The organism is Aliivibrio sp. A6, assembly GCF_028765505.1.
GTDB lineage: Bacteria > Pseudomonadota > Gammaproteobacteria > Enterobacterales > Vibrionaceae > Aliivibrio > Aliivibrio finisterrensis_A.
Genome location: NZ_JARACR010000029.1, coordinates 16,544 through 39,170 on the forward strand (window position 1 = coordinate 16,544; position 22,627 = coordinate 39,170).

Here is a 22,627-nt window from a genome sequence, read left to right on the forward strand (position 1 = left end):
CGCTAATCATTTACAAACAAGGTCATTGTTACGATTTTTAATCGTTTTATATGCTTTCATCATATTTTCTTGTTTTACAAAACGTTTTGGTGGCGCTAATACTTTTAATTGATAGTCAGAGCCTTCATTAGTCACTTTTTCAATTGGAGTAATAACAACAACATTAAGGTTTGGGTTTAATTTGGTGATTTGTGCCGCAGTACCTAGACCATTTTCAATATGAAATTTTCCTGCAATATGCATTACTTGAGCTTTAGGGTGTAAAGCTAAGTAATTAACGATACTTTCAGCCATGGTTGCATCCCACGTCATTTGGGCTGCAAATTGCTTCTGAGTTTGTTCTTCATTACCATGATGCATCGAAGATAAGAACTTTGATTTATAAGCAGAATCAGAAAGGTCGATGTTTGTAGCTAACCATGACTTTTCATCAATATCGAGTTTATCTAAATAGCGAATACCCTGTTGTCCAATGCATTTTACGATTGGTTTTGGGGCATTTGCAGCGATTACATCACGGCCTTCAGTTTTTGCAATTTCAATCAATGGACGATAATCACTTTCATAATTAGGCCATGCATTAGCATCAGAGATTAGCGTTTGTTCGCCAATTCCCCCTGTTAAGTACTCATCTACAACCGTCTGTTTATCACGACTGAACTGCTCCATAGATAGCGCTAATGTTGAGTTTGTTGTAGATAGTTCTTTGAATAAATCAGTTTGAAAGCGATGGATGCCAGCATGAGTGTGCCATTCACCAATAAGAATCACATCAGCCTCAACGATTTCTTGAGGTAAAGCGGTAAGAGATAGCGAAGAGCCTGTTGGTGATAGCAATTGATAATCATAAAAACTAGCGATCGCTTGAGAGGGTGCCGATGCTGGTTGAATTTGTTGACTGCAGCCTGACAATAAAAAAACAGCAGTAAGAGAAAATAAAATGGTGGATTTCATAATAAAAATTCATTAAGTAACAGACCTATAGATTAGGTTAAATAGTCAAGATTATCAATCTAAATAATAATCATTCCCAGTTATGTGATGAGTGTGCGATTGTTAGAATAACGACATACAGTCAATACGGCTTAAGAAATTGTGCACTATTGTCACAGTATTGTAATTCGATATCTGTATAATCAAAGCCTTATATCAATGTAATTCCTGGAATTGGTTTTATTTAGATTGATGTAAGATTTATCTAACGGAGAGTTAGAAGTAAACTCAAATAAGGAAATAACGATGAGTAATAACAATCTGGAAAAAACAAAATATCGTGAAGAAGTGGAATTAGAATGGCTAGATGCATTTGAAGCGGGCCTGTATTTCCATATTTCAATGGATGTTGAGAGTAACCTAGACAATACCCTCAACGATTAATCACTAACCTCCTGCGTAATCTACGCATTTTAATGAGGTTACTTAGGCAAGAACGAGATAGATTTTCCTTCTGCAGTCAGAATAGATATCTGTGTTGGCTTGCCTTTTTCATCTAACCTTAACTCCCCAATTGAACTTTGATTTATTAATTTATCTTGGTTGTTTACTGATGGATCTCGTTTAGTGACTAATAAATTCTTACGCTTTGTAAACCAGTTTAATGGTGAATGCGGGCTATAAAGCACTCTGTCCATAAAATCACATACGCGTAATAGCTTATTGGGAAACTCATTTTTAAAGCCACTGCAGGTGATCTGGTAAATATCTGGGCTAGACTTGCTGTGACGTAGCTTAATATCATAAGCAAATGAGTAATGAACATCACCTGATAAGATCACAAAATTTTGTGGCGTTTTGGGGTGAGTTAAAATACTCAGCAGGGTATTGGCAGAGCCTGGATGAGTCATCCAATTTTCGGCATCAACCATTAATGGTTTTCCAAGTATCGTCATGGTTTTTTGTAGGGCCTCAATAAACTTAACCCCAAATATTGGTGTTGCCGAGACAATAATGATCGATTCTTGATTAATTAGCTCATGTTGTAGATCGAGCAAAGCCTCCCAGTCCATCAAACCAGAGGGCTTATTGGTGTTGGATTCTGAGCGCCAGCGGCGAGTTCGAGTGTCTAACACCACCATTTTTGGCGTGGTATGAATGGAATAATGCCACTGTTCAAAGCGCGTAAGTTGCCAAATTAATTTATGATGTTGTGCGTTGTCGTAATTGGCAAATAACGCTCTGAATGATGTTAGGAACGCTTCATCAAACTGCTCTGGGTTATTTCCCCAGCCTTGGCACAGAAAATAGCTGATTAAGCCATTGCCAATGACTTGAGAGGCAAGAGGATCACCATTCACGGCGTTTTCCCAGCCAATCGTTAAATTCCAATCATCGGTAATATCGTGATCATCAAAAACCATGTAAGTCGGCATATGCGCAAACAGTTGCTGTGCATCGTTTAAGCCTGCAACAAAAAGATCGATCTGTTGTTTTTCTTCTTGCCACATTTTTTGCCATTTTGGTTCTAGGTTAGGCAATGAGTTTGGCAGAGTAATACGCTTCCACAAAGTCGGAGACCATACGAGCAAGTACATGACAAAAAATTCAGCAATACTCATTAAATGGTTTTCATGCTTTGTTGAGCTGAAAATAGGGCGAGTTTGATACAGACTGCAGCGAGATAAAAAATTCTTCCTCTCGACATAGTGCGGCAAGATCTTATCTCTGCGGTATAAATTATATGGGTGGGCATATAACTCAGCATCTTTACTGAACTCTGAGTGAGCTAGCGTTTCTTCAAATAATCCTAATTGAGGGATAATCTGTTGAATGGCATGCAACATAGGCCCAGCCACATCATCGGCGTAGATCTGATCGCCACTCATCATCAACAAAGCAGCTCTTTCTTCAAGGGCTTGTGTTTTTAGCTGTTGGTTTGCGATAACCAAGCTGTCTTTACTGGCATAATGAGGGTTACGACAAGAACCATGTAAGACATAATCAGCCTTGTCTTTTATGAATAAGGTAAAAGAAGATTCATTTTCATATAATGCGTCGGGAACCAACTGTGACAATAAGCCATCTTGAGTGTCGATATCATATTCGATACGTTGATTAATCGGGAAATCAGCTTGGCAGCGTAGAAGATAAACCCAAGCGTATTGGCCTAATTGAATGCCTTGTTCTTGCGTGACCTCAAACTCGTACTCATCATTGTTGGTACTGATCTTCGTTCGACCATGTAATGGTTTAGAGGTAGATAACCATAGGTTAATCTCATGAGCAGTCGTTTTTCGAACCATAGGTCCAGCAAGAATAAAAGGCAGTGAATTAGACATCAATTAATACAACTCTTAATAACAGATGAGACCATCATAATACTTGCTATGGTTAACTTGCAACATCCTGAGCTTTGGCGTGTTTATAGATATCTAATGTCTTTAACCGTTGTATGGCATGCTCAATAATAGGCTCTACGTAATTATCTGGTTTTAATAGTGGTTTGCTATTAGGGTGATGCAATAGTTTTCCGGTTAGCGTTGTTAATTCTGGTAGCCAGTGCTTGATAAAAATCCCTTTATTATCAAATCGTTCACTTTGTGTTGTGGGATTAAATATACGAAAATAAGGTGTACTATCACAACCTACTGATGCACACCACTGCCAACCGCCATTATTCGAGGCAAAGTCACCATCAATTAATTTAGACATAAAATAACGCTCGCCCCAGCGCCAATTAATGTGTAAATCTTTAACTAAAAAACTGGCGGTGATCATCCGTAACCGGTTATGCATCCAACCCGTATTGTTGAGTTGTTTCATTGCGGCATCCACAATAGGAAATCCAGTCTCGCCTTTACACCACAGCTCAAATTTTTCGTGGTCGTTGTTCCATTGAATGTATTTGTCAAAACTCAAGAATGCGTGGTTTTTAGATAACAACGGATAAAAGTGAAGTAGGTGAGTGTAGAACTCTCGCCAAATTAACTCATCAAGCCAGATCTCTTGTCCTTGGGTTAATTGATTATTCGCTTCCAAATGCACACGTAAAATGCACTGTTTTGCTGAAATTGCGCCAATAGCCAAATAAGGAGAGAGTTGACTTGTTCCCTCTATGGCTGGGTAATCTCGTTGGTCATTATATTGTTGTGATTTTTCACGGCAAAATTGACGCATGGCATTAAGTATCGTTTTATTTGAAACAGACCACGCCTTGCTCTCATTTGTTATAGAGCGAGTAAATGTATGGTCATGGTACTCTTTAAGTGACCTTAACTGTGTCGCCGATAATTCAACTGAAGCGGTCACTTTTTCAATGGTTGGAAAGTGTTGATAAAAGTATTCTCTCCACGCCTTTTTAAATGGCGTAAAAACTTTATAAGGTTGATGAGTTTTATTCAGTACTTTGCCAACTTGTACCGCACATTTGGCGTCATAAAAAGCACATTGAACATCAGAGAGTTGTGTTACAACATCTGCATCTCGGCATAATTCGTCAGCCTCATATTCTTTATTGGCAAATAAATGTGATATGCCAAGATCTTTACATAATGCGTGCAGTTGTGGTGGAACATCCTTGAACCAAGGGCACGACAATACCAGCAAAGGAATATGTAATGAGTGAAGCTCTTTTTCAAGCTCAAGTAAGCGTCTCTTTATCAAATCAATTTGAATTGAGGCTTTATTGTGTCGTTGCCATTGCAATTCACTGGCTATAAAAATAGCGACAGTAGGGGCTTGATTTGCAAGAGCAGCAGATAACGCCGGGTTATCCGCCACTCTTAAATCATTACGAAACCAAACGCATTGCATGGTTGGTTTATAATCCATAGCGTAACCTCAGTTCTTGAGGATATGGATTAAGGAAAGATTGCTTTGCTAAGTACTCATTGGAATGAATACCTAAATGATGCTTAATTAAGGTAATTGGTGAAAGCAAAGGCAATAACCCTTGATTATAGTCTTGGATTATTTGAGCCAATTCTACTTTTTGTGGTGACTCTAATTCTTTCTTAAAATAGCCTTGTAGATGCATTAATACATTCGTATTGTTTTTACGAGAAGCTCGGATCGCCATCGTCTGCATTAGTTGTGTTCGATAAATAGCAAAAAACTCATTAATGTCATATTCCGCCACTTTAGCAACTAATTTACCTAAGGTTTTGTACCCAACGGTAGAGTGCGACATCAGGGTGTATTTATAACGAGAATGGAAGGCAATTATCTTCCCCGCGGTTGGTTCACCATCCATAGATTTATACAGGTCATTTAAACAAAAAACACGAGTAATAAAGTTTTCTTTAAGTACAGGGTCACTCAATCGGCCGTCTTCTTCTACTGGCAGCCAAGGCATTTCTTTCATTAAGATTTGAGTGTAAAGACCAACCCCATTTTTTGTCGCACTGTTTTTACTGTATACCTTAACTCGTTCCATGCCACAGCTTGGTGAATTCGCACAAACTATATAACCGCACATTTCTGTTTCTTTCAGTCTATCAACCGTTTTTTGAGAAAATTCGACCATTGAATCAGTGTAGTCTAAAGATGCATCTTTTGAATCAACAAGGGCAATTCTCTCTTCGTTTGTGATTAAACGTATTGTCGGCCTTGGTACTGACATACCACTACCTACTTCTGGGCAAATAGGAACATAAGTAAAGTACGGGGCAAGGACTTTAGAGGCAAATTTATTGCTTTTATGGCCACCGTCAAAACGAACACTTTCACCGTTAACACAGGAACTTATACCAACTTTAATATCCATGATTGATTCTCCATTGCTTATTTTTATTATCTAATGAGTAATTAAACGAATTAACTCTCTATTTGGATCACTTCAGCTTGACTCTTTTTTTGTAGTCGAGCAAACTAACTGTAAACATATTGTGACACCTATCTTAGTTAAGGAAGCTTTTGTGCGTCTTGAAGTGCAATGTAAAGATCGATTAGGTCTAACCCGTGAATTATTAGATATTCTCGCGTCTCAGAATATTGATTTACGAGATATTGAGATTAATAAAGCCGGGTTAATCTATCTTAATTTTCCAGAAGTCGCTTTTGATGAGTTTAGTCAATTAATGGCAAAAATTCGAAGAATAGAGGGTGTTATTGATGTTCGTAAAATTCCATTTTTACCAAGTGAACGTCGTAATATGGAATTACTCGCTGTATTAAGCACCTTACCTGATCCGGTATTTGCGATTAACCTTAAAGGGAAAATCGATAATGCGAATCAGGCTGTCGCGTCTTTATTTAATAGAGATAAAGAGGCACTCATTGGTGAGCCTGCGAATGTATTATTACCAAATTTTAATGTGATGTATTGGCTAGAAGAGTCGCGCGTTCGTCAGCGAGAGTCTATGGATATTGAAGGCATGAATTACGTGATGGAAATCATGCCTGTATACATTACTGATGATGATAACACCTCGATCTTAGCTAGCGCAGTGGTGATAATTAAACCAGCTATGGATTCAACACTGGCTCGTCCATTCATTCCAGAATCATCGAATCTTGGCTTTGAGCATTTTGTTGGATCATCAACGAAATATAAAACGTTAATCTCGCAGGCAAAAAAATTGTCCGATATTGATCAATCATTATTGATCCAAGGTGAAACAGGCACAGGTAAAGAGATGTTAGCGCGTGCTTGTCACAATGCGTCTATTCGTTCAGGAAAAGCCTTCATGGTGGTTAACTGTGCAGCCATGCCTGATGATGTCGCTGAAACCGAATTGTTTGGTTACGCTCCAGGTGCATTCCCCAATATGCCAGAAGGCAAAAAAGGGATCATTGAACAAGCGGATGGCGGCACGGTCTTCTTTGATGAGATCAGTGAAATGAGCCCGCTCTTGCAAATCAAGCTGTTACGCTTTATTCAAGATGGGAATTTCCGTCGAGTGGGTGAAGAAAAAGAGATCCACGTGGATGTTGGGATCATTGGCGCAAGTAAGAAAGAGCTACTAGACTTAGTAGAACAAGGCGTATTCCGAGAGGATCTTTATTACCGTTTAAACGTATTATTTTTAGAAATTCCGCCACTGCGTGAGCGCCCTTCAGACATTGCGACCTTATTTGAATTTTTTGTTGCTCAGTTATGTAAAGAGTTAAGCATTGTGAAACCCTCTATTTCAGAAGATGTGTATGAGTACTTACGCAGTTATTCATGGCCGGGGAATGTTCGTCAGCTGAAAAGCTCGACACTAAAAGCGTTAACTCAAATGGATAGAAACCAGTTAGAGACCTCTCACTTTATGCTGCCAATATCTGAAGCGAAAACAGCAAGTATGATGGATATCAATGTAGATGGAACATTGGATGAGATAATGAAATCGTATGAATCAATGATCCTAACTGGATTATACGGTGATTTTCCTTCAAGTCGTAAGTTAGCTAAGCGATTAGGCGTTTCGCATACCGCGATAGCGAATAAATTGCGAGATTATGGAATAGGGAAAAAATAGGGGAACGACATGGATGTGCATTTTGAGTTTGATCATTACCAAGTTCGTCTAATTAAAAGCAGTGATTCTGTGATGATTGCTAATTACTTTATGCGTAATCGTCACCATTTAGCGCCGTGGGAGCCTAAGCGTGCGAATTCTTTTTTTACTGCGGAAGGTTGGAAGCAACGTTTATTGCAATTGGTTGAGTTACATAAGCATAATTTGGCGTTTTATTTTGTGATCCTCGATACTCAGGAGAAGAAAATTATTGGTTCAGTGAGTTTTAGTAATATTACTCGTTTTCCATTCCACGCCGGTCATGTGGGCTATTCTCTCGATGAACATTATCAAGGCAATGGGATTATGCAGCGAGCACTTAAGCATACGGTGGATTGGATGTTCACGGTTCAACACCTTCATCGGATCATGGCCGCGTATATTCCCCATAATAAAAAAAGCGGCAATGTGTTATCGGCGCTTGGTTTTGTTAAAGAAGGGGAAGCAAAAGATTACCTCTACATTAATGGTGCATGGGAAGACCATATTCTGACTTCTAAGATAAACCCCGATTGGGTGCCAGAATAATTCTATTTTTGTGGCATAAATATAAGAAAGAACGGTTTAAATTGAAAGTTAGCATAGAGAAGTCGTTTAATTGGTGTACTCTATAACGATGGTTTTTAAGACAATGATAATAAAGAAGGAATTTACATGCTGAAGTTCATTAAGTTTTTACAATTGTTGATTTTAGGTATTGTTGGTGCATTTGTTATTCAATCAACCGTGCTACATGGTATTGGTATTTTCAGTGAGCGCTACGTGATCATGAGCTTGGTGCTGACCGCATTATTAGAACTGGCTATTTTCATTATCTACAAGCTTGTAGAAGATGATTTTACCAATGAACCGAAAGTAAAATAACGACGAACTTGACGTTAAAAGTAAATAAAACCGATACACTTTTATTCAAAGGTATCGGTTTTTTTTATGTCGGTTTAACCTGCTCTTTTGAATTAAAACAGATCGCTTAATGCGCTATCAATGGCATTAACCAACTTAGTAATGTGTTCAGGTTGAGAAATAAACGGCGGCATCATATAAATCAACTTACCAAATGGTCGTATCCAAACCCCTTGCTCGACAAAGTGCGCTTGTATTTTTTCCATCTCAACAGGCGTGGTTAATTCCACAACGCCTATTGCACCAAGCCATCGAACATCGGCAACCACATCGTGTTTTTTAAGTTGAGGCAGTAATTCTGAAAAGCAGGTTTCAATCTGTTTAGTTTGAGTCTGCCAATGATTTTGTTGGATCAGTTCTAAACTGGCATTCGCAACAGCGCAGGCCAATGGATTTCCCATAAAGGTTGGTCCGTGCATAAAGCATCCGGCGTCTCCACTGCATACAGTATCAGCAACCACTTTACTGGTGAGTGTTGCAGATAATGTCATGTAGCCGCCTGTAAGTGCCTTACCAATACACATAATGTCGGGTTCAATGCCTGCGTGTTCACAAGCAAATAACTTTCCTGTGCGTCCAAAGCCAGTAGCTATCTCATCTAGAATCAGAAGTAAGCCATATTCATCACACAAACGGCGGACTTCTTTTAAATATTGAGGGTGGTATAAACGCATTCCGCCTGCGCCCTGAACAATAGGCTCAAGGATCATGGCGGCGATCTCTTCATGACGTTCAGCCAGCATTTTTTCTAAAGGAAGAATATCTTCAGGGTTCCATTCACCACCAAATTTACTGGTCGGAGATTCAACAAACAGGTGCTCAGGTAAAAAACCTTTATATAGACCGTGCATTGAATTATCGGGATCAGTTACCGACATTGCGGCAAAAGTATCACCATGGTATCCATGACGAACCGTTACGAATTTCGAGCGAGGTTGTCCTTTGGCGTGCCAATATTGCAGAGCCATTTTTAAACTGACTTCAACCGCGACTGAGCCAGAATCGGCTAAAAAGACCTGTTCTAATCTAGAAGGGCTTAATTCAACTAATTTTTTACATAGATCAACCGCAGGTTGATGCGTAATACCACCAAACATCACGTGTGCCATTTTATCGGTTTGATCTTTAAGCGCTTGGTTAAGGTGAGGATGACAGTAACCGTGAATGGTAGACCACCAAGAAGACATTCCATCAACCAATGCTGTCCCATCTTCTAAATAGAGGTTAACCCCTTTAGCGTGAGTAACAGGGTAGCAAGAAAGCGGGTTAATTGTAGATGTGTAGGGATGCCAAATGTGCTGACGGTCAAAATCCAAGTCGACGCTATTGTTCATTTATTCACCAGTTGTAAACTTTATCTATCCATTAAGGTTGACAGTGTATCGTTTAACCGTAGACTAGCCAAGTATAAATAGAGACCAAAAAGCACAATCAAAAGTGGTCGGATCTTAGCAATAGCAATGGTTATAGCATGTTAACGAAAGGAATTTACACGTGGAAGTGAGACATAACTGGACAGTAGCAGAAGTACAGGCGTTGATGGATAAGCCGTTTATGGACTTAATCTTTGATGCTCAATTAGTACATCGTAAATATCAACAAACAAACCATGTACAAGTAAGTACACTGCTATCAATTAAAACGGGCGCTTGTCCTGAAGATTGTAAATATTGCCCTCAAAGTGCTCATTACCGCACTGACGTTGACCGTGAACGTTTGATGGAAGTAGAAAGCGTTTTGGATGCTGCGAAAAAAGCGAAGAACTCAGGTTCAACCCGTTTCTGTATGGGTGCTGCTTGGAAAAATCCAAAAGAACGTGATATGCCTTATCTGTTAGATATGATCAAAGGCGTCAAAGAGATGGGTCTTGAGACGTGTATGACGTTAGGGATGATCACCTCAGAGCAAGCGGGTGAATTATCACAAGCGGGTCTCGATTACTACAACCACAATTTAGACACCTCACCAGAGTTTTACGGCAGTATTATTACGACACGAACGTACCAAGATCGTCTAGATACATTATCTCATGTTCGTGATGCCGGAATGAAGATCTGTTCTGGTGGCATTATCGGTATGGGCGAAAGTGACAGTGATCGTGCGGGTCTGTTTGTTGAATTAGCGAATCTTCCTCAGCACCCAGAGTCTGTTCCTGTCAATATGCTGGTAAAAGTAAAAGGCACGCCATTAGAGGATGCTGAAGACGTTGACCCATTTGATTTTATCCGTTTGATTGCGGTTGCTCGTATCATGATGCCTGAATCGGCTGTGCGTTTGTCTGCAGGTCGTGAAAGCATGAATGAGCAGATGCAAGCCTTAGGCTTTATGGCCGGTGCTAACTCGGTATTTTATGGGTGTAAACTACTGACAACGCCAAACCCGGATGAAGACAGTGATATGCAACTGTTTAAAAAATTAGGTGTAAACAGCCAACAAGTTGCGCAAAAACCAGATGTGGTTCAAGAGCATGAATTATTAGACCGCGTTGCTGAACGTGTTGCTTCTCGTCCTGAAAAAGACGATCTATTCTATGAAGCGAGCGTTTAATCAACGTATTAGCTCCGCACTTACTCAACGTAAGCAAGCGGGGCTGAATCGTTCTAGAACGGTAATAGAGCAAGGTAATCAATCTCGATTAGTGGTGGATGGCCAATCTTACATTAACTTTTCAGGTAATGATTATCTTGGTCTTGCTGGCAGTAAAGAGTTAACTCAAGCGTGGCAACAAGGCTTATCTTTATATGGCTGTGGCAGTGGTGCTTCGCCATTAGTGACTGGCTACTCAAAACCTCATGCCGATTTGGAATCTCAACTGGCTGAATGGCTTGGGTTTGATTGCGCATTACTGTTTAATTCAGGCTTTAGTGCTAATCAAACGGTGCTTTTTTCATTATTAGAAAAAGGCGATACCTTACTGCAAGATAAACTCAATCATGCCTCGTTAATGGAAGCGGGTATATTGTCACCTGCGACGATGAAACGCTTTAAACATAATGATATATCTCACTTAACTAAATTATTAACTGCGTCTGATAATTCACCTTCTTTGGTCGTCACCGAAGGGGTTTTTAGTATGGATGGGGATTTATCGCCACTTTCAGATATTGCTAAAGTAACCAAAGAAAATAATGCGTGGTTAATGGTAGATGATGCTCATGGATGTGGCGTGTTAGGTAACAATGGCCGAGGATGTTGTGATTTTTATCAAGTGACGCCAGACATTTTAGTCGTCACGTTTGGTAAAGGGTTTGGTTTATCGGGTGCTGCGGTGTTATGTAATCAAGAATGTGGTGATTACTTAGCGCAATTTGCTCGTCATCATGTCTATTCAACGGCAATGCCTCCTGCTCAAGCTCATGCGTTATCTCATGCCTTATTGATGATCCAGCAACAAGAGTGGCGACGTGAAAAGCTCAAAGAATTAAATCAACAATTTGAATCAGAATTAACTGGTTTTTCAGGATCGGTGAAAACAGACACACCGATAAAACCGATTATTATTGGCGAAACGGGGGCGGCAATGACACTCTCTGCTGCACTTAAAAATCAAGGATTGTGGACAACTGCCATTCGTCCGCCGACCGTGCCAACAGGAACTGCGCGGTTAAGAATTACGTTAAGCGCTAATCACTCGCAACAAGACATTACACAGCTTACCCAAGCAATAACAGAATTAGGATGATGGAGTTATGGTTAATCAAGCTGTCGCCATAGAAACCTCACATTGGACACCAAGCCAAGAGAAACAAGCCATTCAAGCCGCGTTTAGTAAGGCGGCAAATACGTATGATCGCTCGGCTGAATTTCAACGTCAGGTGGCGGATACCTTATTATCTTATTTACCTCAAGATCTGTCAGGGCAGCGTATATTAGATGTCGGCTGCGGAACGGGCTATTGCAGTGAACAGTTGTTGAAGCGTGGTGCAAAGGTTGTGGCGTTTGATCTGTCTCAATCGATGTTAGATAAAGCTAAAGAACGTTGTGGTGAACTTAATATTTGTTATGTTCAAGGGGATGCTGAGCATTTACCGTTTATTAATAGTGAATTTGACGCGGTTATTTCAAGTTTAGCGTTGCAATGGTGCCAGGATTTATCCGTTCCTCTGGCTGAAATGAATCGAGTTACTCATACTAAAAGAAAGGTTGTATTTTCAACTTTGTTAGATGGCTCACTGTTTGAGTTGAAAAATGCGTGGTCAAAGGTTGATTCATATCAACATGTTAACGATTTTATTACTCAATCTATGGTAAAACTTGCGTTAGCGCAATCTGATTGCAACAAGTTTACACTAGACTGCACGCCAGTCGAGATGACGTATTCTTCCGCTCTTGCTTTAATGAAAGATTTAAAAGGAATTGGAGCAACGCATTTACCTAATGGTCGCCACTCAGGTTTATTGAGTAAAGAAAAGCTATTAGCAGTAGAAGAAGCGTATCAAATTTTTAAGAATGAATTGAATAAGTTACCTGCTACTTATCAGGTAGGCTTTGGAGTTATAAGTAATGATTGATGCATTTTTTGTTGCAGGTACAGACACAGATGTAGGTAAAACGGTTTCTTCTAAAGCGATTTTAGATGCATTAAATATAAAAGGGCTAAATACAGCCGCATACAAACCTGTAGCTGCGGGCTCTGAAGACAAAGGCGAAGGCGTTCAAAACTCTGATGCAATCCATTTACGCTCTGCTGCTAATGTTGAATTAAGCTACGAAGAAGTAAACCCATACGCATTGTTATTGCCTGCATCGCCACACATTGCGGCAGAAGCAGAGAATGTTGTGATTGACTATTCTGTTCTTTCACAAGGTTTGGCTGCATTAAAAGCTAAATCTGATGTGGTGCTAGTAGAAGGCGCAGGTGGTTGGCGTGTTCCTGTTTCTAAAGATGATTGCTTGTCTACTTGGGTTAAGCAAGAGAAATTGCCAGTCGTATTAGTGGTAGGCATTAAATTGGGCTGTTTAAGTCATGCAATGCTAACGGCTGAAGCGATTCAACATGATGGCTTAGAGATCATTGGTTGGGTAGCAAACCGAATCAACCCAGGTACTGAAAATTACGCTGAGATTATCGCTATGTTAGAAGATAAAATGCCAGCACCAAAATTAGGTGAAATCCCATACATGCCAAGTGTTAAGCGTAAAAACATGGGTAAATACATTAATTTAGATGTGTTAGAAAGTTAATTTCTATTGCTATAAACGCATTTAAGTACAAGATACAGAAGCCAATATCTTTCATGATGTTGGTTTTTTTTTGGACATTAATTTCATTGATATGAAAACGTTTCTCTAAATAGCGTCACCATCGCCCGTGTTTTCTCAGGTAAATAACTTGGGGTGGGGTAAACCAAAGTAATAGTTAAATCTGTAAAAGAAGTTCTGGGTAAGACCTCAATGAGTTGGCCATTTTCGATTTTATCTTCAATTAATATAGATGGTAGAAGAGCAATGCCTTTACTTGAAATAGCTAATCTTTGAAGTAAATTTAGATCATCACTAAATAATTGATAATCAAGCCCTTGAGGGAGCAAGCTTTTGTTATAACGACTAGCAAGCAGATGAAAGTCATTTAATTGAGCCACATTATCAGGATATCCGTTAAGCGCTAAATATTCAGAAGAAGCAACCATGCTATAAGGAATTTGAATTAAGCGTTGCTGAATATAATCATCATGTAATGGCTCAATGTAGCTAGGTAGAATTTGCAGATCAATATTTTCACGGCGAAGATCCAACGATTGAACATGATGCTCAATCTCTAGCTTAACCTCAGTATACTCTTTCATATACTGTTCAATTAATTGGGAGAAAATTTCCGTCATTCCAAGGGCTGGAGGGATAGCAACTTTTAAACGACCTTTTGGCGTTAAATGGTGCTCTTTCATTAATCGGCTTGCATCCACTAAGGTATTAATTGGATTAGAGGTTTGCTCATATAGCCATTTCCCTTGCTGGGTTAATTCAATCGCTCTTGTCGTTCTGATGAGTAATTGATGGCCAAGAGCTTTTTCTAACTCTTGTAGGCGACGACTAACCTTTGAGCGCTGTAATCCTGCAAATTGTGCAGCAGAGCTAATGCCCTTATGCCTAACAATAAGAACAAATAGGTAAATATCATCAAAGGAAACGGAGCTATCTGGATGGTTACTCATCTCTATTGTCCTGTTAATAGGCCATATGCGGACTATTTTGCCATCTATTCGAAATAAAATCACGCACTATAATAATACCAATCTACATAAGTATTTGATCATTCTTGCTTGTTAAAATCGATTATATCTGCGTTATACCTTTCTATTGCAAAAATTAGGTGTAATTAGACCCACTAGTTACTGTAATTTATGCCTTGCTCTAATCGATTTTTCCTGCGCAATTATCTGAACAACCACTTATCCAGAATGGTATGAGAACCAGATCACAGCAACTTTGACTTTATTGAGAACTTCTATGCAAGCTGCAGAGCAAAAATTCAAACAATGGATGCGTATCCTAATCGTATTATTTCTTATCGTTACGGCTTATTTAGTGATGGCAGATAGATTAACGCCATTAACAACCCAAAGTAAGGTGCAAGGCTTTGTGGTTCAAATATCACCAGAAGTGTCTGGTCGAGTAGTTGAAGTTAATCACACAAATAATCAATTAGTAAAGCAGGGCGAGTTACTGTTTAAGATTGATGATGAAAAATATCAATTGGCCGTTCAAAAAGCTGAAATTGGATTAGCTCAAGCAAGAGAGCAAGAAGCGTCATTAGTGGCGGATATCGAAGCGGCACGTTCGAATGTTAAAACAACAAAAGTTACGGCGGATAATGCAAACCGTGAATATCATCGTATTAAGCGTTTAGCTAAATCAGGTGCTGTTTCCGCATCAGGTTTAGATTCAGCGCTTACTAAGCGTGACCAAGCTTCAGCAAACTTTATGGCATCTAAGCAGAAATTACACGCATTAGAAGTGAAATTGGGCAACGGTAATGGACAAAGCAGTGCTGTGTTATCAGCAAAGAATGCGTTAAAACAAGCAGAACTAAATTTAGAAAACACACAAGTGATTGCGCAAAGCGAAGGCATTATTACAAATATGCAATTGCATGTCGGTTTATTTGCTAATGCGAATCAACCATTACTGACATTTATTCCGACGGATTCACTGTGGGTTTCTGCCGATTATCGTGAGAAAGCGACCTCAGAAATGGTTAAAGGAATGCGTGCAGAAGTTGCTTACGATGCAATGCCTGGTGAAGTCTTTCCATTAATTGTAGAGAGCCGTGATTATGGTGTTGCTTCCGCACAACAAAAAGCGAATGGTCAATTAAGTAGTGTTGAAGTCAGTAATCGTTGGGTGCGTGATGCACAGCGTGTACGTGTTAATTTAACGAGTGATACAGCATTGTCTCCGAGATTGTTTGTTGGTTCGCGTGCAACCGTAATTATTTACACTTCAGGAAACAGTGTGATTGATTACATTGGCCATAGTTTAATTACCATGATCAGCTACTTACATTACATTTATTAGTGTGAGGCTTACATGAAAGCATTACGAATTTGGTTTGGTTGTGTTGTTGGATTTGCCATGTGCACGGTATTTGGCTGGTCGAATGGTATGTTTGGTACCTTGTTCCCATTGTTCATTTTATCTAATCTGAACCGCTGGAATGCCCAGATGTTCATACAGCTGTTAATCAGTATTTTTTGGGTAGGGATTCAAGTGTCATTGATCGTTGGTTTTTTACAGCCATACCCATTCTTGATGACGGTTGCCGTTGGTATTATGCTGCTTTTTAAATGCCATGCTATGCACTATAAAGCCAGTTATTTATTCGGATATACGGGATTATTGGTTGGTTCAATTTTGTTGAATTTTGGTTCATATCCTACCTTTGATTTAGAGAACTTTATTATTGGTGTATGGGTTGCCGCCATTATGATGGTGCCAATTTGTGCCATGGCTTTCTATTTGTTTCCTGATCCAATTGAAGAGCATACACCAATCTTAAAAGTAGAAGGACAAAGTAAAGATCCAAGAGACATGCTAGAGCAAACCGCTTTGGGGTGGATGGTCGCCATGATTGTGTTTTTGATTTTCGAAATCGCAAATTTAAATGATTCACTATCCGCTCAAGCGTCGATGCTAATTATGCTTTCGCCAATGACATTAGTGGGTTCATTGATGATGGCTCGTATCCGAATAGTAGGAACGTTAGCTGGTTGTGCGGCAGCCATGGCTATTCAGTTAGTCTTATATGATTTATACGATAATCCAATCTTATATATATTAAGTTTTGCGATTGCATCAGGTTATTTTTGTAAATGGTTAGCCAGTGAAAATCCAATAATGAAGGGAGTTGGGTTCTCAGCAATAGCGGCCTTAACCATTCCAATTACAGGCGTGATCCCCGGTCAAAAAGATGCGTTTTTTGCTATTTTATATCGAGTCTCATCTATTGTGGTGGCGGTAATAATAACCAGTATATTAATTTGGATCTCTTATCGGTTAATTAAACAGTTTCCTTTGTTTTTCCGAGGGGTTGAGCGAGAAGAAAAACCTCACTAACAATTTGAATTATTAGATAATAAGCCAAGAGGTTTGTAGATTATTATGAATTTCTTGGCTTTTTTTGTTTATGTGATAACGTCTGTGTAGTTGAAAATTATAAAGAAAATACAAGGACAGTCATGAGCTCAATTATAGAATGCATTAGAACCGTAGGGCGTGGTGAACGCAGCCGCAAACCATTGACGTTTGATCAAGCTTACCAAGTAATGAAAGAATATCTTGCCGGTGAAGTCTCTAGTGACAAAATGGCAATGCTGATGATGCTTATCCGAGTTCAGAATGAAACGGTTGAGGAGATCAGCGGATTTACCACGGCTATCCGTGAATTTATTCGTAACGAACAAACGCCAGAGCTAAAAGAGCTTAACGTTGATATTGATTGGGCGTGTTTTGCCGGTAAGCGTCAGGTTCAAGGTCCATCATGGCAGTTATACGCAGCACAAATTCTTGCGAACAAAGGCTTTAGAGTGTTAATCCATGGTCACTTACAGCTAGGCAGCACGCGAGAGCACGTATCTCAAGTGATTGATAAGCTAAATATTCCAAGTTGCACAAGTATTGCAGAGACGCAAAAAGCACTAGATGATGGCAATATCGCTTATTTACCTCTATCGGTTTATGCGCCGCAAGTAGAAACCATGCTGTTATGGCAACATGAATACGGTTTACGTACCCCTGCGAATACCTGTGCACGCATGTTAAACCCAGCATCTGCGCCTATTTCATTACGTGGCAGCTTCCACCCAGGCTTACCACAACTGCATGGTGAAGCGGAATCTCGCTTACAACAAGCAACTGATGACTGCTCTGAATTAGCACTGTGCTTTAAAGGCATGGGGGGAGAATCTGAATTTAACCCTAAAGTTAGCCAGTCTCTATGGTGTGCATCAAAAGGGGTATGTGAAGAGCTGTATTGGGAAGAAGCATTAATTGAAGATTTACCAGTCCCTCAATCTTGTTTATTAGGTACTAAATCAGAACAATTACAGCTAATGGCGAACACCATTGTTTTTAATGTCGCTAATGTTTTATGGGCAAATAAACGAGCAGAAAACTACCCAAGAGCAGAGGCGATCAAGGTTGCTACTCAATATTGGGAAGAGTACTTAAACACACTTGATTGATTCTTTATGAAAGAAACGCATTTATTAAGCCGTAACTTCTATCGTTGCGGCTTTTTTCTTATCATCACAATGTAAATTATTACATATTTGTAATAGGAATTATCATATAGCGCCATTATCAAACCTCAGTTAATAATAGATAATGCTCTCCTAGTCGTTATTTCATTAACTGGAGACCATTATGGCTAATGGATTTACAAGAGATGGTGGCGTCCAAGAACAAATAGATGCCACCGTAATTGATGCAATTAACCGTGCTCGCTCGCATCTTCATCATGAGTACAATGATACGAACTATTGTTTGGAGTGTGGGGAATTAATTCCAGAAGCACGACGAAACATAATACTGGGTGTAGAGTTGTGTGTTGAGTGTCAGGCAAAAGAAGATGCGCGTGAAAAAGCATTCAGTGCTTATAACCGCAGGGCAAGTAAAGACAGTCAATTACGTTAAGTATGGCGGTTGCTTCTAATGTTCAGAAACAGTCCGCCACGTTTAATTAAGTTTAGCTACTAAAGAAAGGAGAGGTTAGTTACGATTAATGCGAGCCAAATAATAGGTGTTAATGAATTCACCATTTCTAAACGCAGAATCAATCGCTTCTCCTTCAATAACAAACCCGAATTTTTTATATAACCTTAGGGCTGCGTGATTATCGACAAACGCATCAATTTCAATGCGTCTCACATTGAGCCAATTGTCAGCAAGATCTAACACAGTTTCTAATAATTTACTTCCAACACCACGACCGTGATAGGCATCGTGAACCCCCATACCAAAGTGCGCAACATGTTGGGTTCTTGGGCGTGTTACTTGTTCAACGCCAATATTACCGACAATTTTCCCATCAATAAGAGCGACATAGCTGTAAACATTATCAGGTATTGCTGAGAGTCGTTTTTCCCAGAGTGCACGTGATGGAATAGGGAGCTGGAGAGTTTGCGCCTGAGCTTGAGGTTGGCTGTATAATTCACACAACCCATCAATGTCTTTTACTTCTGTTCGGCGAATCACTATTTCCATTACACGCATCCTTGTTTAATTAGTAAGCATTAAACTTAACCAGAATAGGTATCGATGACAAGTATTTAAACTCATTATTACCATTCATCCTCTCTATTTACCGTTCGTCGCATTCAACGTTTTTTTGTTTTTGTCTTAGTTAATCTGTGAACATCAAACAGGATCATGTAATTAAGGACAGACAGATGAAACGAATAATAGCAACGGTAAGTTTATTAATAAGTGTAATGACGTTTTCTACTCAAGCTGCGTTAACGGATGAAGACATTTCAACATATAACCAAGCGGCGGCTGGAAATGAAGATCTTGTCGAGCCGGCTTATGATCGTTTTGAGGAATTGATTCAAACAGATGGAGCAACACCACTGACACTTGTCTATTTAGGAAGTGCAGAAACCCTAAAAGGTCGAGATGCCATGATGCCATGGACCGCAATGAAATACGTTGAGCAAGGACTAGCGAAAATAGGGAAAGGGTTAAATTTACTCGCGACAGAAAATGCACCAATTGAAGAACAGCCGATAGTTTCAGGTTTGCCTGAGTCTTATCTCACTCGTGCGCTAGCGGCGGCAACCTATTCACAACTTCCTGATATGTTTAATCACTTTGAGCGTGGTTATGATCTCTATTTAGCTCTACTTTCAGAGCCAACTTTCCAACAGCTGCCTTATGAAGCGACGGCTTGGGTATACGGATACGCAGTACAAGCGGCACTTAGAGCAGAAGATCCAGCACAAGCCAATCAATGGCTCGCCGTGATGCTAAAACAAGATAACACTCACCCAGAATCCCTTAACGCTCAATCACTTATTACCGCAAGTAATTAGGAGATAATGATGATCAGTTTTAAAGGAATAGAAAAAACCTATCAGCTCGGTTCACAGCGTGTGGAGGCTCTGAAAAAAGTCGATGGTTTTATCATAAAAGGCAGCATGGTGGCGTTATGCGGGCCGTCCGGATCAGGTAAAAGTACCTTATTAAATATCTTAGGTTTACTTGATATGGATTATCAGGGAGAAATAAAAATGGATGGTGAGTTCTATCCTAAAGACCCTATTGAAGCCGCTAAGTTACGACGTCACCAACTGGGCTTTGTGTTTCAGCGTTTTAATTTAGTCCCCGTGATGACCGCATTAGAGAACGTAGCATACCCACTAGTGTTAAATGGATACAGCAGTAAAGAGCAAACGCTCCTAGCCACCGAGATGCTAGAAAAAGTGGGGCTAGACGATGTTATTCACCACCGACCTGATAACCTTTCTGGTGGACAACAGCAACGTGTCGCCATTGCTCGTGCCTTAGTTCATAAACCAAGTTTGGTTATTGCGGATGAGCCAACAGCCAGTTTAGATAGCCAAACCGCAGAGACTGTGATTGATATTATGAAAGCGCTCGGGAAGGAAATTGGCACCACCTTTATTGTTGCAACGCATGATTATCGAATGGCGCAACATTGCGATACGTGCATCAACTTACTGGATGGAACCATCAGCAAGGAGGCCGTGTCATGGGCAAGTTAATTTCACTATTACCTTATTCTCTGCGTTTAGCGTGGTTGAATTTATTGCGAAACGGCCGTCGTAGCGCACTTTCTATCTTAATTATTACGATTGCCGTATTTGCATTAACCAGTGCGGGTGGGTTTGGTTTATATACTTATGACTCATTGAAAGAATCGACAGCAAGAGATACGGGCCATCTTACATTAAGCCAACCGGGTTACTTTGAAAGCGATGAAGAGATGCCATTAAGTAATGGATTATCTGATACATCAGAATTAATTCGCACGATTATGAAATACGATGAAGTAAGAGGCGTACAACCTCGAATTGATTTTACTGGGCTAATTTCTAATGGCGTAAAATCGACGATTTTCATGGGAACTGGGGTGAACGATCGAGAGTTCGATATGAAAGGCCCATTTTTAGACATGAGATCAGGAAAAACGTTAACCGACATTACCTCAAGTCGATACGATGTCATGGAGCCTGAAATCATGCTTGGGGTCGATTTAGCGAGAAACCTCAACGTCAGTGTGGGTGATTGGGTAACTTTACTGGCAACCACCAGCGAAGGGGCACTTAATGCGTTTGATTTTAAAGTGCATGGCACCTATTCAACGGGGGTTCCCGAGTTAGATAAACGTCAGCTTTATATTCATATCGATTCTGCACAAGAGTTACTGTTATCAGAGAAAGTAAGCACCTTATCGGTCTTTTTATTTGATACTGAAAAAACTGCCGAGTTACATCAACGATTAGCTCAAGAGTTAGAAACAATGCCACTTGATTACGACGTTGAAATCACTCCATGGCAAGAGCGCGCATTTTTCTACAACAAAGTGAAAGATTTATATGATCTTATCTTTGGTGTGATGGGCTTTGTGATGGGGCTAGTGGTATTTGTGGCGTTATTTAATACCATGACGATGTCCGTAACAGAAAGAACACGTGAAATCGGCACTTTATCCGCATTAGGCAGCTATCCTAACGAGATCATTCACTCATTCTTACGAGAAGCGGGCTTACTTGCAGTGATAGGTGTGGTTCTTGGTGCAGTAATAACAGCCTTAACGACAATACTGCTGTTGGTGGTTGATGTGCAGATGCCACCACCTCCGGGAAGAACGGATGGGTACCCACTGAATATTTATTTCTCATTTGAATTAGTGGCTTATGCAGGCGTTGGTGTTGTGTGTATTTGTTTATTAGCCGCGTACTTATCGGCCAAAAAAGGCGTGAAAAAACCCATTACGGAGGCGCTTATTTATGTCTAAATTATCTCACATCTTTATTCTGTTTGTGCTTGTTGGCTTTCAATCGACCGCAACCGCAACCGCAACCGCAACCGCAACAACGCAAAATATGGATAATACGAACAGCCTGACTGGGGCCCAAGTTAAACTACTGGTGAAAAAGGCCGATGATTTTCGCTTAGGTGAAAGTTCAGCAAAAGTGGTTTCTAAGGTTAAGCTATACAAAAATGACGAGCTAGATAAAACTCGCCAATACACGGTATACACACGAGAAGATCGAGAATCTTTGGTGTTGTTTAATTCTCAAGTGGAAGCCGGACAAAAGATGCTGATGCTAGGGGATAACTATTGGTTACTCATGCCGAAAAGTCGCCGCCCAATCCGCATTACACCGATGCAAAAGTTACTCGGTGAAGCCTCAGTGGGTGATATTTCAACGTTAACGTGGAGTGAAGATTATCAAGGTGAGTGGGTCGAATCGACAACGTTCGAACTAACTGATGGTCAAGCAATTCAAAGTGAGAAGATTAAACTAAAAGCGACAACAAAAGGCGCGAGTTATTTCACTATCGATTTATGGCTAGAGCAAGGAACGGGTTTTCCGATTAAAGCCGATTTGTATTTGCGGTCAGGAAAAATGGCCAAAGAAGCGTGGTTTATTAAAGGGATAAGAGAAGGCGAAACCAAAGTGATTTCAATGGTGTTAAATGATCAAATTCAAACCAATCAAAAAACGGTGATTGAATATAAAGAAATTACACCAACAGAGATTGCCGATAAATATTATAACCCTGCTTATCTGTCACGCACCAAACAGTTGGATTTGTGA

Annotated in this window: 23 protein-coding genes; 16 read left to right on the plus strand and 7 right to left on the minus strand. The window is 39.9% G+C overall.

The window, feature by feature from the left end; genetic code table 11:
- Positions 1-6: 6 nt before the first annotated feature.
- The gene (locus PVK70_RS15225) at positions 7-954 is read right to left on the minus strand and encodes a ChaN family lipoprotein (RefSeq protein ID WP_130048856.1); all 948 of its coding nucleotides are present in this window, start codon (positions 952-954) and stop codon (positions 7-9) included.
- A gap of 285 nt (positions 955-1,239) precedes the next feature.
- On the opposite strand from PVK70_RS15225, the gene PVK70_RS15230 reads away from it, so the two are divergent.
- Entirely contained in the window at positions 1,240-1,377 is a 138-nt protein-coding gene (locus PVK70_RS15230; protein WP_130043687.1) for a hypothetical protein, read from the plus strand.
- Between the two features lie 38 nt (positions 1,378-1,415).
- Here PVK70_RS15230 and PVK70_RS15235 read toward each other — a convergent pair whose 3' ends face one another.
- Genes PVK70_RS15235 through PVK70_RS15245 form a run of 3 tightly spaced genes read right to left on the minus strand, consistent with a single transcriptional unit; the run spans position 1,416 to position 5,701 of the window.
- Complete coding sequence (locus PVK70_RS15235; protein ID WP_130048857.1) at positions 1,416-3,275, minus strand: alkaline phosphatase D family protein; 1,860 nt, start codon at positions 3,273-3,275, stop codon at positions 1,416-1,418.
- Positions 3,276-3,327: 52 nt separating this feature from the next.
- Complete coding sequence (gene phrB, locus PVK70_RS15240) at positions 3,328-4,767, minus strand: deoxyribodipyrimidine photo-lyase (protein ID WP_130048858.1); 1,440 nt, start codon at positions 4,765-4,767, stop codon at positions 3,328-3,330.
- A complete protein-coding gene (locus PVK70_RS15245) occupies positions 4,757-5,701 on the minus strand; it encodes a YbgA family protein (RefSeq protein WP_130048859.1) in 945 nt (314 codons plus the stop codon). Before PVK70_RS15245 ends, phrB begins: the two co-directional genes overlap by 11 nt.
- Positions 5,702-5,852: 151 nt before the next feature.
- On the opposite strand from PVK70_RS15245, the gene tyrR reads away from it, so the two are divergent.
- The 3 genes from tyrR to PVK70_RS15260 all read left to right on the plus strand — a co-directional run bounded on the left by tyrR (position 5,853) and on the right by PVK70_RS15260 (position 8,303).
- Entirely contained in the window at positions 5,853-7,400 is a 1,548-nt protein-coding gene (tyrR, locus tag PVK70_RS15250) for a transcriptional regulator TyrR (RefSeq protein WP_130048860.1), read from the plus strand.
- A gap of 9 nt (positions 7,401-7,409) precedes the next feature.
- Positions 7,410-7,967 (plus strand): ribosomal protein S5-alanine N-acetyltransferase, encoded by a 558-nt coding sequence (gene rimJ, locus PVK70_RS15255; RefSeq protein WP_130048861.1) that lies wholly within the window; start codon positions 7,410-7,412, stop codon positions 7,965-7,967.
- Between the two features lie 126 nt (positions 7,968-8,093).
- Entirely contained in the window at positions 8,094-8,303 is a 210-nt protein-coding gene (locus PVK70_RS15260; RefSeq protein ID WP_130043693.1) for a hypothetical protein, read from the plus strand.
- Between the two features lie 92 nt (positions 8,304-8,395).
- On the opposite strand, the gene bioA is transcribed toward PVK70_RS15260, so the two are convergent.
- Entirely contained in the window at positions 8,396-9,676 is a 1,281-nt protein-coding gene (gene bioA, locus PVK70_RS15265; RefSeq protein WP_130048862.1) for an adenosylmethionine--8-amino-7-oxononanoate transaminase, read from the minus strand.
- Positions 9,677-9,836: 160 nt separating this feature from the next.
- On the opposite strand from bioA, the gene bioB reads away from it, so the two are divergent.
- The 4 genes from bioB to bioD are packed head-to-tail and all read left to right on the plus strand — an operon-like array spanning position 9,837 to position 13,526.
- Positions 9,837-10,889 carry a biotin synthase BioB gene (gene bioB / locus PVK70_RS15270; protein ID WP_274441630.1) on the plus strand — a complete coding sequence of 351 codons (1,053 nt, stop codon included), beginning with the start codon at positions 9,837-9,839 and terminating at the stop codon, positions 10,887-10,889.
- Positions 10,873-12,024, plus strand: coding sequence for an 8-amino-7-oxononanoate synthase (gene bioF / locus PVK70_RS15275; protein WP_130048864.1), 1,152 nt, complete (start codon positions 10,873-10,875; stop codon positions 12,022-12,024). Before bioB ends, bioF begins: the two co-directional genes overlap by 17 nt.
- A 7-nt stretch (positions 12,025-12,031) precedes the next feature.
- Complete coding sequence (bioC, locus tag PVK70_RS15280; RefSeq protein ID WP_130048865.1) at positions 12,032-12,853, plus strand: malonyl-ACP O-methyltransferase BioC; 822 nt, start codon at positions 12,032-12,034, stop codon at positions 12,851-12,853.
- The gene (bioD, locus tag PVK70_RS15285) at positions 12,846-13,526 is read left to right on the plus strand and encodes a dethiobiotin synthase (RefSeq protein WP_130048866.1); all 681 of its coding nucleotides are present in this window, start codon (positions 12,846-12,848) and stop codon (positions 13,524-13,526) included. The genes bioC and bioD overlap by 8 nt, the downstream gene beginning before the upstream one ends.
- Before the next feature lie 83 nt (positions 13,527-13,609).
- Here bioD and PVK70_RS15290 read toward each other — a convergent pair whose 3' ends face one another.
- Positions 13,610-14,494 (minus strand): LysR family transcriptional regulator, encoded by an 885-nt coding sequence (locus tag PVK70_RS15290; RefSeq protein WP_130048867.1) that lies wholly within the window; start codon positions 14,492-14,494, stop codon positions 13,610-13,612.
- Positions 14,495-14,789: 295 nt separating this feature from the next.
- Between PVK70_RS15290 and PVK70_RS15295 the strand changes: the two genes are divergently transcribed.
- From PVK70_RS15295 to PVK70_RS15310, 4 genes are all read left to right on the plus strand, one after another.
- Positions 14,790-15,857 carry an HlyD family secretion protein gene (locus PVK70_RS15295; RefSeq protein ID WP_130048868.1) on the plus strand — a complete coding sequence of 356 codons (1,068 nt, stop codon included), beginning with the start codon at positions 14,790-14,792 and terminating at the stop codon, positions 15,855-15,857.
- 12 nt (positions 15,858-15,869) lie between these two features.
- Positions 15,870-16,895, plus strand: a complete 1,026-nt coding sequence (locus PVK70_RS15300) for a DUF2955 domain-containing protein (protein ID WP_130048869.1) — start codon at positions 15,870-15,872, stop codon at positions 16,893-16,895.
- Positions 16,896-17,017: 122 nt separating this feature from the next.
- Positions 17,018-18,022: a glycosyl transferase family protein gene (locus tag PVK70_RS15305; protein WP_130048870.1), complete on the plus strand. Its 1,005-nt coding sequence runs from the start codon at positions 17,018-17,020 to the stop codon at positions 18,020-18,022.
- A gap of 181 nt (positions 18,023-18,203) precedes the next feature.
- A complete protein-coding gene (locus tag PVK70_RS15310) occupies positions 18,204-18,473 on the plus strand; it encodes a DksA/TraR family C4-type zinc finger protein (RefSeq protein WP_130048871.1) in 270 nt (89 codons plus the stop codon).
- A gap of 75 nt (positions 18,474-18,548) precedes the next feature.
- Here the strand turns inward: PVK70_RS15310 and PVK70_RS15315 are convergent, their stop codons facing one another.
- The gene (locus PVK70_RS15315; protein WP_065622584.1) at positions 18,549-19,043 is read right to left on the minus strand and encodes a GNAT family N-acetyltransferase; all 495 of its coding nucleotides are present in this window, start codon (positions 19,041-19,043) and stop codon (positions 18,549-18,551) included.
- A 185-nt stretch (positions 19,044-19,228) separates the two neighbouring features.
- On the opposite strand from PVK70_RS15315, the gene PVK70_RS15320 reads away from it, so the two are divergent.
- From PVK70_RS15320 to PVK70_RS15335, 4 genes are read left to right on the plus strand one after another with little or no spacing between them, the layout of a single operon-like run.
- Positions 19,229-19,870, plus strand: a complete 642-nt coding sequence (locus PVK70_RS15320) for a hypothetical protein (protein ID WP_130048872.1) — start codon at positions 19,229-19,231, stop codon at positions 19,868-19,870.
- A 9-nt stretch (positions 19,871-19,879) separates the two neighbouring features.
- Positions 19,880-20,563, plus strand: coding sequence for an ABC transporter ATP-binding protein (locus tag PVK70_RS15325; RefSeq protein WP_130048883.1), 684 nt, complete (start codon positions 19,880-19,882; stop codon positions 20,561-20,563).
- Positions 20,551-21,819, plus strand: coding sequence for an ABC transporter permease (locus PVK70_RS15330; protein WP_065603692.1), 1,269 nt, complete (start codon positions 20,551-20,553; stop codon positions 21,817-21,819). The genes PVK70_RS15325 and PVK70_RS15330 overlap by 13 nt, the downstream gene beginning before the upstream one ends.
- Positions 21,812-22,627, plus strand: coding sequence for an outer membrane lipoprotein-sorting protein (locus tag PVK70_RS15335; protein ID WP_130048873.1), 816 nt, complete (start codon positions 21,812-21,814; stop codon positions 22,625-22,627). Before PVK70_RS15330 ends, PVK70_RS15335 begins: the two co-directional genes overlap by 8 nt.

What these genes read in the sequence shown, in the direction of transcription:
- PVK70_RS15225 (WP_130048856.1), bottom strand. Translation starts at nt 954, where the DNA reads ATGAAATCCACCATTTTATTTTCTCTTACTGCTGTTTTTTTATTGTCA.
- PVK70_RS15230 (WP_130043687.1), top strand. Translation starts at nt 1,240, where the DNA reads ATGAGTAATAACAATCTGGAAAAAACAAAATATCGTGAAGAAGTGGAA.
- PVK70_RS15235 (WP_130048857.1), bottom strand. Translation starts at nt 3,275, where the DNA reads ATGTCTAATTCACTGCCTTTTATTCTTGCTGGACCTATGGTTCGAAAA.
- phrB (WP_130048858.1), bottom strand. Translation starts at nt 4,767, where the DNA reads ATGGATTATAAACCAACCATGCAATGCGTTTGGTTTCGTAATGATTTA.
- PVK70_RS15245 (WP_130048859.1), bottom strand. Translation starts at nt 5,701, where the DNA reads ATGGATATTAAAGTTGGTATAAGTTCCTGTGTTAACGGTGAAAGTGTT.
- rimJ (WP_130048861.1), top strand. Translation starts at nt 7,410, where the DNA reads ATGGATGTGCATTTTGAGTTTGATCATTACCAAGTTCGTCTAATTAAA.
- PVK70_RS15260 (WP_130043693.1), top strand. Translation starts at nt 8,094, where the DNA reads ATGCTGAAGTTCATTAAGTTTTTACAATTGTTGATTTTAGGTATTGTT.
- bioA (WP_130048862.1), bottom strand. Translation starts at nt 9,676, where the DNA reads ATGAACAATAGCGTCGACTTGGATTTTGACCGTCAGCACATTTGGCAT.
- bioF (WP_130048864.1), top strand. Translation starts at nt 10,873, where the DNA reads ATGAAGCGAGCGTTTAATCAACGTATTAGCTCCGCACTTACTCAACGT.
- bioC (WP_130048865.1), top strand. Translation starts at nt 12,032, where the DNA reads ATGGTTAATCAAGCTGTCGCCATAGAAACCTCACATTGGACACCAAGC.
- bioD (WP_130048866.1), top strand. Translation starts at nt 12,846, where the DNA reads ATGATTGATGCATTTTTTGTTGCAGGTACAGACACAGATGTAGGTAAA.
- PVK70_RS15290 (WP_130048867.1), bottom strand. Translation starts at nt 14,494, where the DNA reads ATGAGTAACCATCCAGATAGCTCCGTTTCCTTTGATGATATTTACCTA.
- PVK70_RS15295 (WP_130048868.1), top strand. Translation starts at nt 14,790, where the DNA reads ATGCAAGCTGCAGAGCAAAAATTCAAACAATGGATGCGTATCCTAATC.
- PVK70_RS15300 (WP_130048869.1), top strand. Translation starts at nt 15,870, where the DNA reads ATGAAAGCATTACGAATTTGGTTTGGTTGTGTTGTTGGATTTGCCATG.
- PVK70_RS15305 (WP_130048870.1), top strand. Translation starts at nt 17,018, where the DNA reads ATGAGCTCAATTATAGAATGCATTAGAACCGTAGGGCGTGGTGAACGC.
- PVK70_RS15310 (WP_130048871.1), top strand. Translation starts at nt 18,204, where the DNA reads ATGGCTAATGGATTTACAAGAGATGGTGGCGTCCAAGAACAAATAGAT.
- PVK70_RS15315 (WP_065622584.1), bottom strand. Translation starts at nt 19,043, where the DNA reads ATGGAAATAGTGATTCGCCGAACAGAAGTAAAAGACATTGATGGGTTG.
- PVK70_RS15320 (WP_130048872.1), top strand. Translation starts at nt 19,229, where the DNA reads ATGAAACGAATAATAGCAACGGTAAGTTTATTAATAAGTGTAATGACG.
- PVK70_RS15325 (WP_130048883.1), top strand. Translation starts at nt 19,880, where the DNA reads ATGATCAGTTTTAAAGGAATAGAAAAAACCTATCAGCTCGGTTCACAG.
- PVK70_RS15330 (WP_065603692.1), top strand. Translation starts at nt 20,551, where the DNA reads ATGGGCAAGTTAATTTCACTATTACCTTATTCTCTGCGTTTAGCGTGG.
- PVK70_RS15335 (WP_130048873.1), top strand. Translation starts at nt 21,812, where the DNA reads ATGTCTAAATTATCTCACATCTTTATTCTGTTTGTGCTTGTTGGCTTT.